This window comes from Helicobacter sp. MIT 99-5507, from assembly GCF_003364295.1.
Classification (GTDB): Bacteria; Campylobacterota; Campylobacteria; order Campylobacterales; family Helicobacteraceae; genus NHYM01.
The window spans coordinates 110,118-123,243 of sequence record NZ_NXLO01000003.1; the positions used below are offsets into that span (position 1 = coordinate 110,118).

The window sequence follows — 13,126 nt, forward strand, 5'->3', positions numbered from 1 at the left end:
CTTTCTTAATTTTGCATTTTATTTATAATATCTTTTGCATTTTGCTTATTGTTTGCGCTATCTCCAACAAAACTAAAATGTATATCAACCCTTCTATTTTGTGCCCTACCAAAATCAGTATCATTTGAAGCTATAGGATTAAACTCTCCATCTCCACCAACTTGCATAATACTTGATGGCACACCAAATGAAAGCAAAGATTCTGCAACGCTCAAAGCCCTGCTATTTGACAAATCCCAATTATCAATCTTGCTGCCTTGCCTATATTGGGTATTATCAGTATTTCCTATAATCCTTAATTGCAAAGTATCTTTATAAGAATCCAGCTCCATTGATAATCTTTGTAAAAATAATTTTCCTTTATCATTTTTTAATACTGCACTACCTGTATCAAACAATAAATCATCAGGGATTCTAATAATAAATCCATCTTGTGATTCTTCTAGATTTATCCCTGGACCATCCGCTATTTTTGTCATTTCTTGGTATTCAGAAATAAGTCCTGCAAAAGCATTTATAGCTTCTTGCGTTGGATTATCTCTAGGGATAGGCGTAGCTTGCACTTTATTTGGTGGTGTTATTTCTGTCTCAACTCCATTTTCTAATATTGACAAAGCACCTTGCAAAGAGCCAATCGCTGCTTCAACCTTTTGATGATCAAATGTAGCCATTGATAAAAGCAAGATAAAAAAAGTCAAAAGCAAACTCATGAGGTCACCAAATGTTCCAAGCCATAATGGAAGTCCTTTTGGTTTATCTTTTTGATATAATCCTTTTTTTCTACTCAAATGCAAGCCTTTTATGGATTTGTTTCATAAAAACGAAATTATAGCATTTTAATATCTTGTATTAGTGTATATAAAAAATTTAAAAATGAGGGATAAATGGCAGATATTATAAATTTTATAGTTAATATAGTCGGCGATCTTGGATATATTGGAATCTTTTTTATGATGTTTTTAGAATCTAGTTTTTTTCCATTTCCATCAGAGGTTGTTATGATACCAGCAGGATATTTGGCATATAAAGGTGAGATGAATATATATATTGCAATTTTTATGGGAATCTTAGGCTCACTTGCTGGCGCATTGTTTAACTACATATTAGCATTAAAATTTGGTAGGGCTTTTGTATTAAAATTTGGTAAATATTTCTTTTTTACTGAGAGTTCAATGGAAAAAATGGAAGTTTTTTTCAAAAATCATGGTGAAATTAGCACATTTGTTGGTAGATTAATCCCTGCTGTAAGGCAGTATATATCACTACCTGCAGGACTTGCAAAAATGAATTTAACAAAATTTTGTTTTTATACAAGCTTTGGGGCAGGAATCTGGGTAATAATCCTAACTATCATAGGATATTATGTCGGTGCGATATTTAGCGGTGGAATGGGTATAAATGAGATTGTTGCAACATTTACATCTAGCAATCTCACAAAAGAAGAAATGCAAATCAAATCATATGTAACACAGGCTGTGATTTTTACATTATTTAGTGTAGTTTTCATAGTCGGAATCTATATAATTTATAAAGTAAAAAGGAATAAAGCATGAAAATCTACAATTTAAGCATGATGGGGGGGGGTAGATAGAAGTTATGCCTTAAGGTATAACAATACTCATTCATATCTTAGTTTTATTTATTTTATCCCACTTCTTATTACACCATTTTCACCATTTTATGCTTATGCCTTATCTGTATTTATTATGATTGGATTATCGTCATACATAACAAAAGAATACAGAATCTTGCTTTCTGTAAATATGGTGTTTAATATCTCAATGATATATGGAAGCAGAATCTTTTTTAGTCAAACATTCAACTATGATGATGACTTTTCGCGATATTATCAAAATTATCTTGATATATATGATGACATTCATGGTGCGATGTTTGTCAATAGAAATGGCTATGAAATAGGTTTGCCTATTTTTTACAAAATAATTAGCCTTATTTTTCCAAAATTATTTCCACAAAATTTATTGCAAATTACTACTTTTGTGATGGTGATTTTATTTTATATTTGGCTTGAAATATATGTAATAAAATATATTAAAAATAGCCAAAGAGCAGCATTGATTGCATTTAGTTTATTTTTCAGTTTTTTGATGGCTATCATAGGTCTTACAAGACAGGGATTTAGCTGTGTGTTTTTATTGTATGCGATATCAAATAAAGATGTGCGTTTAAAATTATTATTTTTAGTGATATCTTGCCTCTTTCATATGAGTTCTTTATTGGTATTTATTGGGTTTTATATAATATTTAAATTTCCAAAATTAAGTTTATGTTTATTTGGAATCTTTTTATTATTGTTTCTAAATAATTCATATCTAATAAATACATCTATTATAGAGAGTGGAAAATCATTATACGCATTTTTACCACAACAATTTTTTGAATATTCAACATATTACATCAAGCCGATATATTCCTTTGATATGTTTGCTCATAGCGTTATGAAAATATTGCTATATTTGTATATATTATTTAGTTTTTTTATCTTAAATCCTAATGATAAATTAATCAAACATTACAAAATCCCCATTTTAATATGCTTTATTATATATTTTATGCAGATTATACCAACAAGATTTTTTATGGTTGCTTTTGATTTACTCTTTGGATTCTTGCTATTTTTAGCATCTAGAAAATTTTTAATGCTGGCTTTGATTTTACTAATTCCATATTTTCTTAGATTGATGTATCTTTTGATTATGTATGTGGAAACAAGCTTCCAAGGAGAGCCATTATCATACTTTTATTCTTATCCAGAATACAGCATATATCCATTTTACTATTTATTTCAAGGAGTTTTAATATGAAAAATTATGATACGCTTGATATTATACTGACACTTAAAAAACATCTAAAATTATTTATTTTTTTGCTTATCATATTTCTTGCTATAGGATATTTATTTGCCAATAATCAAATTGCAAATATTCACAAAATGCAAAATCAGCATAATGCTACATTTACAATAAACAAACAATATTTCGCTTCATTGCTTAAAATTAAAAAATATAATGAAATATTAGAGATACCATCAAGTATCATCGATAATGTATTGCGTGCTATAAAAGATAATGGCATGATTTATGATTTTAAGGTTGTTGTAAAAACAGCTGGTTTTGATATTTATGCTATTTATACTAATAAAGAATTAAGCAAAGATTCAAAACAAAATATAATCAAATTACTTGAAGATGATCCAATAGTCACTGAAACAAAACAATATATTTCAACGCTATCAACACAAGTAAATAAAAGAGCCAAAGATGTTTTAGCAATGGAGTTTATATCATCACAAGTTTCGTATATTCAACCTAATTTTAATAAACATTATATAGATCTAAGAAAAGACAGATTGGCACAAAATGCCTACAATGTAAGATCAACTCAAATCATACAAGAACACACTCTACTTAATCCAAAAAAATTATATATATTTATGATTTTATGTTCGGTCATAATGAGCTTATTTGTAGTATTTTTTGTAGAAAGTATGATGAAGCTTAAAGCACAATTGAAAAATAAAAAAACAAAGTAAATTTATTGCTAAAATCGCATAGATACTAAGCTATATAGCAGAATCTAACAAAACTACTTTTTAGATTCTGGTATTTTCTTTTTTTGCACTGGCATGATTATTTAGGCTTTTGTAGTTTCTATCTTTTTTATAATAATCCTTCATATAGCACTCATCTTTTCCAAGTGTCATATTGCAATTAGACTTCCCACTTAATACATTTTCATAAGCTAGAATAATAGAATCTAACTAGATTCTATTATTCTAAAAACACAAAATTCTTTTATAAACTCTACTAAAAAGCAGGATTGAGATTTTTATTTTATGATAGAATCGCACTATGTAAGATTTTAAAATCTTGTAGAGATTCTAAATTTTTGGGGCGTTAGTTCAGTTGGGAGAACGCAACGCTGGCAGCGTTGAGGTCAGGGGTTCGAATCCCCTACACTCCACCATATTTTATGCTCAAGTAATTTTTTATAGTAATTTTCTATTTTAGTGCCCATCTACTTTTTAAAAAAAATAAAGATTGATATTAGTGCTACTTAAAATTTCATTTTAAACAAATTTTACTGCATTTTGTAGTGATTTTTGCCATAGATATGGATTAATCTCACACCATATTTCTTCACCCACATTATAGTTACTATTTTGATTATTGCAGATTTTTTCCATATTGTGGGCGATTTTTGCTGGATTTTCTATTAGTGGGCATTCATAAAAATCCTTTGAATGCACCAAATCAAGTCCCCATTCTTTAAGCCCATTGTGTGCTTTGTCACGTTCTAACCACTGCGTAAAAGGTGAATTAAAGCCGATTTTGCTTTTTCTCCAAGTTATCTCCTTTGGCATAAAACAATCAACGCTATCACGAATAAGACGTTTTGTGTATCCCCCGCGGATTTTATAATCAAATGGCAAACTAAAAACAAATTCCACGAGTCTATGATCCATAAATGGCATACGAATTTCTACGCTATTAATCATTGAATATCTATCATAGTTTCGCAAAAGTGTTGGCAAAATCGTTTGATAAAAAATCTCATATAAATGTGAGCTAAAATAATCAAGTTTATCAAAATTGCGATGAGTTCTTGTTTTTGGAAGTTTTAGTTTATAGCCAGTGGTTTTTTTGATAAATGTTTTTAAGAGGAATCTTGCTCCTTCTTTATAAAGTGCTTTATTTGGGCTTGGTTGAGCGCGAGTTTGATTGAGTGTATGTAAAATATCAAGAGCCTTTGTAGGTTTAAATTTAGCATCCCAAAGAGCCTCGATTAAATGCCCATATCCACTAAAAAGCTCATCTGCACCATGTCCATCAAGAGTAACACTCACATTATTTTGCTTTAAAGCCTGATAAATGGCTATCATAGGGATTGGACTTGTGATATACAAATCCTCAAACATATAAAAATAATGCTCTAACTTATCCCAAAACTTAAGCGGATTTATCTCTAAAAAAGTTGCTTTTATGCCTAGAAAATCTACAACTTTAGCTGCATATTGACTCTCATCAAGCGGCGTATCTTTGAAGCAAGCCACAAAAGCATGATGCCAGTCTTTAGATTCTCGTGTTTTAGATTTTATATCTTTTTGTCTATCAAGATATGCCATCGCACACATCGTAGAGCTAGAATCCAGTCCTCCGCTTAAAGCTGTGCCGATAGATACATCAGATCGCATTCTAAGCCTTACAGAATCTAAAAACAACTCTCTAAATCTCTCCACTGCTTTTGTATAGTCTGGAAGTGGGGTGATAAGATTGTCTAAAATTGAGTAATATCGCTCTATTTTTAGAGTTTTTTGTGTATTGCAAGAATTATGTGAATTAGTATATGGCTCATAATAGGCAAAATGTGAATGAGGGAAACGTTTAATGCCTTTGATTAGAGTTTTCTCACTTCCTTCATAATCAAATATATTCTGCATTTTTGTCATTGTAGTAAAATCACTAGCAGGGCTTACTTCACTAAGATATGGATAAATTGCTTTCATTTCAGAAGCAAATACAAATAAATCTTGATTATTTTTATCTTTAATGAAAGCATAAAAAAGCGGCTTTTTGCCAAATCTATCGCGAGAAAGAAAAAGTCGTCTTTTCTTACAATCCCAAATTGCCAACGCCCACATACCATTAAAACGATTAAGGCATTGCTCACCCCATGCATCAAAGCTAGCAAGAATTACTTCAGTATCAGAATCTGTATAAAATATATAACCCTTAGCAACTAGCTCTTGACGTAATTCTAAGAAATTATAAATCTCTCCATTAAATACAATATGATATTCCCCCCCCCCAGAGTGAGATTTATAAGCCATTGGTTGCTTGGCATTATTGCTTAAATCAATGATAGAAAGTCTTCTATGCCCCAAAGAGATATATTTATCATGATATACACCAAAATCATCAGGTCCTCTGTGAGTTAGTGTATCAAGTGCTTGATTGAAATGATTGGGATTTGTATTTGGAATAGTGCCTAAGATTCCACACATACCGGCTCCTTTAAATATTTTATTAGATTGCATTTAAGGTAGATTCTAAATCTAAAATTATAGCTTGCATAATAGTTTGTATAGCTTAAATTTTATAGCGTTATCTCGCCTATATAAATGCAGATTCTACATACTATCAAGTTTTGTAAAATGATTAAAATATTAACTTTTATAAAAATTTTCTACTTCGATTTTATCACTAAATGGAATCTTCTCTTCTCCTATGATTTGATAGGTTTCATCGCCTTTGCCAAGTATAAGCAAGATTTCATCATTTTTTAACTCACTTAGTGCTAGAGCAATTGCTTTTGCTCTATCTGCTTCTACTACAACTTTATCTTTATTTTTTATACCAACTAAAATATCATCTATGATTTGTTCTTTTTTCTCACTTCGCGGATTATCACTTGTTAGATAAATTTTATTTGTAAAAATATTAGCTATCTCACCCATTTTTGGACGCTTTGTCTTATCTCTATCTCCACCTGCTCCAAAAAGGACTTTTGTCTTTTGTCCAAGAAATGCTTCAAATATATTTTTCATACTATCTGCAGTATGTGCAAAATCTACAATCACAAGCGGATTACTCCAAACAACTTGCATCCTGCCTTCTACACCACCAAAATCATCTAATGCAGCTGCTATAGATTGAATCTCTATATTTGGATTTAGTATTTTTACTGCAGCAATAGAGGCTAAAATATTATAAAGATTGTATTTGCCAACCAAAGTAGAAGAAAATATACCCTCCTCTCTTATTTTATTTTTAAAATCATTCCAGATAATATGTCCGCTTATAGAATCTTTTAGGCTATATGCACTAGGGGTGAGATTTGCACTATTTTCAATACCATAAGTCCAAGTATTAATGACATTAAATCTTGCATTTGTAGAATCTTTATTGATAAGTTTTACGCTTTCATCGCTAAAAAATGAATTTTTTACTCTTTCATATTCTTCTATATTTTTATGAAAATCTAGGTGGTCAGCAGTGATATTTGTAAGAATCTTTAGAGCAAAATCTAAACCCTCGATTCTATTTTGTGCTATTGCATGAGAGCTTACCTCCATTACAAAATAATCACAATCATAATCTAGTGCGATTTTAATATCATTATATAGTTCTAGCAAAGTTGGTGTTGTAAGCCCTTTTGGCAGGATTTGTTTATCATTTATAAAAAAGCCTCTAGTGCCAAGCAATGCACTCTTAAATCCAAGTGAAAGCAGGATTGAATAAATACAACACGCAGTAGTAGTTTTGCCATTTGTGCCTGTAATACCTATAATTTTTGGCATTTTTTTAAAATATGATTTTAATTCAAGTGGAGTAATGATTTTTACACCGCTTTTTTCTACCTCATCTACAAATCTCTCATTTAGCTTTGTTGCAACGAATATAAATGAATTTGGATTCTCTAAAACTTCCCTGCTATCATCGCTAAAAATAATATTATCAATCTCAATTCTCATTTGCTTTTAGAGCCTTTTTTATGATTTTTTGCATTTCATTATCACTTGTTATGTCACTGCTTAGATTCTCGATATATTGCATAGAAATATTACTAAGACCATTATCAATTAGTAGATTTAAAAATTCATAAAAATCACTTTTCTTTGTAAAAATAATCTTTGTGCTAAACATAGCGTATTCAAAAATTTTCTTAAAATCATTTTTATCGTCTAATAATTTTTTAAAATCCGAGTATAAAATCCCATCAATATCATTAATCTGTGCTTCTTCATATTTATTTAAAAGTGAAACAAAATAATTTGTATTTTTATCCAAAATATTTATCAAATTTAAGATTCCATCTTCTGCATTAGCAACTTTTTGGATTTTTGTAAGCTGATAATAATCAAATATTTTTTGTGCTTGTTCTTCATTGTCATTTGCCATATCACACAATAAAATCCCAAGTTTTGCTTCTTTATTATCTGGATTTATAATAACAATTTCATTAAATAATTTCATAGCAATATCATATTTTTTTGATAAAAATGCTTTCTTTGCCTTTTGTAATACAAATCGTGGTTTCAAATATTTTCCTAATTAATACTAATTACTTCTAAATCTGGGTGTATATCTAATCTAAGCTGCCTCTCTACTCCATGTTTAAGAGTCAAATTACTACTTGGGCAGCCTTTGCAAGCACCCTCTAATCTCACATAAACCTTGCCATTTTCAATTTTTATTAATGTGACATTTCCACCATCAAGCATAATAGAAGGTCTAAGCTTATCTAATACCACTTCTACTGGTTCATTTAATTCATCATCGCTAAATGGCAACATAATCACTCCTTTTTTTTCTTAAAGATTTTAGCATAAATACAAGATTCTATACTTCTATGTCAAGTAGTTTAGAATCTGAATAAATATTTTTTCTTGTTTTGTGTTCTTGTTGATTTTCTTCTTCTTGTTGATAATTTTGTGCATTTTTATTTGAATTTGATGAATCTTTATCAACTTTTTCTACTCCTTCAGTTTTACGCACTTCTTTATTTTCATCGCTTTGTTGTATAAATTCTTCGATATTAATTGCGGCTTGTAAATTTATTTGGCTTTGGATATTTGCCTGAAATTGTGCGCCTAATTGTGTATTTTGATTTATATGTGCGATATTGCCAACTTGAGATATAGCCATAATAAATCCTTTTTTTATTTTTTTATAGTTATTGTAGAGTAGTTTGAATACAATACATTTGCACCTTCCTTGATTTTTACAAATCTCCTTCTAGTATAATCGACATCAAAAGTGCCGATTTTAATAGGACAAAATGAAACTAGAATCTCACAAGCTTTATTTATAATTTCCTCTCTTATGTTATTTTTAGAACAATGAATTATTAAATGCGATGATGGAATATTTCTTATATGCATCCATATATCATTTGCTTTTGCATCTTTTAGCAATGCGATATTTTGGTTTTTATTTTTTCCAATTGAAATTTTGATGCCTTCTACAAAAAAACTTTCATATTGTAATTTTGTAACATTATGATTATTTTGTATATTTTTTGGATTAATGATTTTAATATCACTGATATTTTTTGCATTTCTAATAAACTCAATCTTAGAATCTAAAAACTCTATATTTTCTTTTAAATTCTCCTCTTGCAAGGCAATATTTTTTGATTTTAGATTTAGTTTTTTTGACTTTGCAAAACATTCATTAATAAGTAATGAAGCATTTTTTGAAGTAAAATCATCAAGATTTAATACAATCTCATCACCATTGTAATCACGAATTAAAACAGGCTTTTTATTAAAATCAAGATTCATATTATTTTGCATAATATAGCCGATATTTGAATAATATTTTGACTTTTCTATTAATTCATCTTTACTTGGTAGATTGTCTAATAAATTTATTAATTTATCTCTTTTATTTTGCAAAGATGAGATGGTACTAATTTTATAAGATTGCAAGTTCTCATCTAGAATCTTTTTGTATGAAGAATAAAGATATTTTAAAACATCTCCTCCAAAATCAATTTCTTTTATAGTAAAATTTTCTTGCTGTGGGAGCGCAGAGAGCTTTATGCCATTTTTTATTATCCTAGTGTTGCAAGAAATTTTTCGTAAAGATTCTAAAATAATATTATTAAAATCTAGAATAATTGCATTTGTATATTTTCCTGTAAATTCTAATTGTAAAATACAAAAAATCTCTTTATAATCAAGCTTTTTATGCAATTTTAAAAGCAAGATTCTATTATTTCCATCAATATCACAATCAACAATATTTGCCTTAAGGCAATATTTTTGCAATGCAAAATCAAATGGCGCTTTATAATTTTTGCTTCCTACAAATCCATCATCAAAACAAAAAATAGAGCTTTTTGATTTTTCTAAATTTACAAAAAAAGTCTTATTATCAAGGCATAATTTTATTAGATTATCATCAATTCTACCAATATAATTTACTTTTTTATAAGATTTAAACAAATGTGCAACTTGTTTTAAAATATACAGATTCATTTTATGTGTTGTAATTTTTCTTTTGCAAATAATATCGCTTCATTTGTGATTGTTTTGCCACTTATCATTCTTGCTATTTCTTGGATTCTGCCTTCTTTATCAAGCAAATTGATACTACTTTTTTCATCACCTTTTTTGACTAAATAATGATAATTTGCAAAGCTTGGCATATGTGCTTGATGGCTAATTGAAAATATTTGATATGAACTCGATAAAATAGAAAGCACTTTAGCTACACCATCACTCTCACCACCACTTAGATTTGCATCAATTTCATCAAGAATAATAACTCCGCTTTTATTGCTATATTCAACACCAACACATTGCAATACTAATTTTAATCTATTAAATTCCCCAGAACTAAGAGTAGAAATAGCAGAATCTCCTAGCTTTAATTCCAAAAAATCTATCCCATCGCTACTTAAATCTTTTATAGATAAAGATATATTTGCTTTATTTAGCATTAAGCATTCACAATAATAATTCACTCTTTCTTTAAAAAAATCCAAATGTTTTAAGCGGATATTTGAAATCTCTTTTGCCTGCTCATTTAATAAAATAGATAATTTTTCTAGCTTAGATTCCAACTTCTGCTTATTAAAACTAATATTTTCATAATATTCTAATTCTTGCTTCTTTTTTTCTAAATAATCCAAACTCTCACTTATTCCACCATATTTATATATAAGCTTACTTAAAACTTCTATTCTATTTAAAATGCCCTCAATATCATCTACTTCAAGAAGCAGCAATCTATCTTCCTCATCTCTTATAATCATATCAATTTCTCTTAATGCTTCGCTGCAATGCGATGTATTTGGTATGTTTTCAAGCAAAGATATAAGGTTGGCAAATCCATCAATCGTGCTTTTTGCTAAAGAAATTTTTTCTAGCATTTTTTCTTTTTTTGATAAATCCTTTTTTAGTTCTATTAGATTCTCATACTCGCCTATTTTTGGGTTTATTGACTGGATTTGATTGATTTCAAAAGATATTAATTCTTTTAGCTCATTTACTCTTTTTTCATCATCTATCAATTTGCTTAATTCATTTTTAAATCTCACAAAATCACGATAAGAATCTTTATAAGATGAAAGCAAGTTTGCAAAACTAGAATCTTTTTTTATTATGAGCAAATCAAATAAATGCAACATATCATCTAATACTGCTGTAGAACTTGAATGAATATAGTGCAAATACGAGCTAAAAATCTCTTTTATTCTTTTTTTAGAAGATGATTGATTGTTTATAAAATATTTTGTTTTATCTTTTTTTATTATGCTAATAGTTATGTATTCATCACTTAAGATTCCATAATCTTCCAAAGATATACCACTTATTTCACACTCAATTAATGCCGCATTGCTATCTTTAAAACCAAACAAAGCAAGGATAGATTCCATAAGCACAGATTTTCCACTGCCACTTGCACCACTAATGACATTAAAACCTTTATGTGGATACAATATAGCTTCTTTAAAAGATGGAGAATCTTTAATTAAAATACGATTTAATCTCAAATCATACACCCCAATTAAATTTATCTCTTAAGATTCCAAAATAATCCCTATTGCTATCATAAATCAAACTAGCACTATATGAAGATACAAAAACTCTAAATCTATCATTTTGACAAAATGGCAATATCTCTTGTCCATCAATAACAATATTTCCCTTTGAATCTTGTAATTCAAAATCTAGGATAAATTCATCATTTAAAACAAGTGGTCGTTGCGTCAAAGAATGAGCACAAATTGGTGTTAATAAAATATTTTTATTATATGGATAGATTATTGCGCCACCAGCAGATACATTATGTGCAGTTGAACCAGCAGGTGTGCCAATAATAAGTCCATCGCTAAAATAGGTATTAAAATGCTTTCCATTGATTTTTGCAACAATCTTTATCATGCCTGATATGTCTCTTTTTGATATTAAAAATTCATTTGCACAATAAAGTTTTTTATCATTTAATTCACCTTCAAGCAGAATCTGTGATTTTATGATGTAATCGCCATTTTTTAATTTTAATATAAAATCTTCTATCTCATTTATACCAATTGCAGTTAAAAAACCAAGTCTCCCTGTGTTAATCCCAAGTATAGGCTTATCATACAAAAATGCTTTTCTAATAGTAGAAATCAAAGTTCCATCACCGCCAAGTGTAATTAATATATCACACCATTTACACAAATCACTAAAATCAACTCCAACTACATTAATCATTTGCGCACTAATGCTATCAATGCGGATTTCTATATTATTTTTCCGTGCAATTTCTTTTAAAGAAAAATATAAACTACTTAATTGTGGAGTGGAAGGGCGAAGGCAGATTCCAATATTGCTTACTTTAATCATAGCGTATCAAGGTTTAAGCATATTAATTTTGCAAATAATATGCCTTTACTTCAAAACCTCTTTTATTTGGTGCTTGAATACTTAAACCTTCAAATACAGCGACATTGGAGAATCCTCTAGTAATAACACCTATTGCTTCTCTTGCTCTAAATGATGCTAAACCTTCTTGTTTCAATTCCGCACTTGGTCCTGAATATGGACTATTATCAACTATACCACTTACTTCAAGAGCAATAATCTCACTATTTGTATTAATCAATACTTTGATAGCATTTAATACATCATCTTTGCAAGCACTAGGCATATCCCATTTTCCATTTTTCATCGTATTGCAAGATGCTATATTTTTATCAAGAGGCTTAATTGCATATTTTAACTGACTAATAGCTGGCGGAGTTTCAATATTTTGAGCTATTGTTTTCAAACTAGGTTCATTAGAGCTATTTGCTTGATTATTTGCAGCATTTTCATTATTTATCTGATTTGTCTCTGCGATAGGGGCTGTAGATTCTACTTGGTTTGCTTGAGTATTATTTTGAGTTTCTTGTTGAGATTCTTGCACTACTTCTGGAATCACAGCATCAATATTGTTATCATAATTATTAGAATCCGTATAATAAAAAAAGTAAGTAACAGCGACTAAAATAGCTATTACAATGATAACAACCCCAAAAGCAAAGATTGTTTTTTTACTATTACCTTGCATTGCATCTTTCATTGCTTCAATTGCGCTCATATATTTTCCCTTAAAATCGAAATTGG

13 protein-coding genes and 1 tRNA gene are annotated in these 13,126 nt (G+C 29.0%); 4 read left to right on the forward strand and 10 right to left on the reverse strand.

Annotation, left to right across the window (positions count from 1 at the left end):
- Positions 1-5 precede the first annotated feature (5 nt).
- Positions 6-788 carry a flagellar motor protein MotB gene (locus tag CQA42_RS05320; RefSeq protein ID WP_258865576.1) on the reverse strand — a complete coding sequence of 261 codons (783 nt, stop codon included), beginning with the start codon at positions 786-788 and terminating at the stop codon, positions 6-8.
- Positions 789-884: 96 nt separating this feature from the next.
- On the opposite strand from CQA42_RS05320, the gene CQA42_RS05325 reads away from it, so the two are divergent.
- The 4 genes from CQA42_RS05325 to CQA42_RS05340 all read left to right on the forward strand — a co-directional run bounded on the left by CQA42_RS05325 (position 885) and on the right by CQA42_RS05340 (position 3,987).
- Complete coding sequence (locus CQA42_RS05325) at positions 885-1,553, forward strand: DedA family protein (RefSeq protein ID WP_115583654.1); 669 nt, start codon at positions 885-887, stop codon at positions 1,551-1,553.
- 153 nt (positions 1,554-1,706) lie between these two features.
- Complete coding sequence (locus CQA42_RS05330) at positions 1,707-2,825, forward strand: EpsG family protein (protein ID WP_147289261.1); 1,119 nt, start codon at positions 1,707-1,709, stop codon at positions 2,823-2,825.
- Positions 2,822-3,553, forward strand: a complete 732-nt coding sequence (locus tag CQA42_RS05335; RefSeq protein WP_115583656.1) for a hypothetical protein — start codon at positions 2,822-2,824, stop codon at positions 3,551-3,553. The genes CQA42_RS05330 and CQA42_RS05335 overlap by 4 nt, the downstream gene beginning before the upstream one ends.
- A gap of 358 nt (positions 3,554-3,911) precedes the next feature.
- Positions 3,912-3,987 (forward strand) — tRNA-Ala (locus CQA42_RS05340).
- A gap of 103 nt (positions 3,988-4,090) precedes the next feature.
- Here the strand turns inward: CQA42_RS05340 and asnB are convergent.
- The 9 genes from asnB to CQA42_RS05385 all read right to left on the reverse strand — a co-directional run bounded on the left by asnB (position 4,091) and on the right by CQA42_RS05385 (position 13,100).
- Positions 4,091-6,025, reverse strand: coding sequence for an asparagine synthase (glutamine-hydrolyzing) (gene asnB / locus CQA42_RS05345; RefSeq protein ID WP_115583657.1), 1,935 nt, complete (start codon positions 6,023-6,025; stop codon positions 4,091-4,093).
- A 162-nt stretch (positions 6,026-6,187) separates the two neighbouring features.
- Positions 6,188-7,495, reverse strand: coding sequence for a UDP-N-acetylmuramoyl-L-alanyl-D-glutamate--2,6-diaminopimelate ligase (locus tag CQA42_RS05350; RefSeq protein ID WP_115583658.1), 1,308 nt, complete (start codon positions 7,493-7,495; stop codon positions 6,188-6,190).
- Positions 7,485-8,063, reverse strand: coding sequence for a tetratricopeptide repeat protein (locus tag CQA42_RS05355; protein WP_115583659.1), 579 nt, complete (start codon positions 8,061-8,063; stop codon positions 7,485-7,487). Before CQA42_RS05355 ends, CQA42_RS05350 begins: the two co-directional genes overlap by 11 nt.
- Before the next feature lie 8 nt (positions 8,064-8,071).
- The gene (locus CQA42_RS05360) at positions 8,072-8,317 is read right to left on the reverse strand and encodes a NifU family protein (RefSeq protein ID WP_115583660.1); all 246 of its coding nucleotides are present in this window, start codon (positions 8,315-8,317) and stop codon (positions 8,072-8,074) included.
- Between the two features lie 46 nt (positions 8,318-8,363).
- A complete protein-coding gene (locus tag CQA42_RS05365) occupies positions 8,364-8,669 on the reverse strand; it encodes a hypothetical protein (RefSeq protein WP_115583661.1) in 306 nt (101 codons plus the stop codon).
- A gap of 14 nt (positions 8,670-8,683) precedes the next feature.
- Complete coding sequence (locus CQA42_RS05370; RefSeq protein WP_181881505.1) at positions 8,684-9,973, reverse strand: NFACT family protein; 1,290 nt, start codon at positions 9,971-9,973, stop codon at positions 8,684-8,686.
- A gap of 29 nt (positions 9,974-10,002) precedes the next feature.
- The gene (locus CQA42_RS05375) at positions 10,003-11,526 is read right to left on the reverse strand and encodes an AAA family ATPase (RefSeq protein ID WP_181881506.1); all 1,524 of its coding nucleotides are present in this window, start codon (positions 11,524-11,526) and stop codon (positions 10,003-10,005) included.
- Position 11,527: 1 nt separating this feature from the next.
- Positions 11,528-12,364, reverse strand: coding sequence for an NAD(+)/NADH kinase (locus CQA42_RS05380; protein WP_115583664.1), 837 nt, complete (start codon positions 12,362-12,364; stop codon positions 11,528-11,530).
- Between the two features lie 22 nt (positions 12,365-12,386).
- A complete protein-coding gene (locus tag CQA42_RS05385; protein ID WP_115583665.1) occupies positions 12,387-13,100 on the reverse strand; it encodes a hypothetical protein in 714 nt (237 codons plus the stop codon).
- Positions 13,101-13,126: the final 26 nt, after the last annotated feature.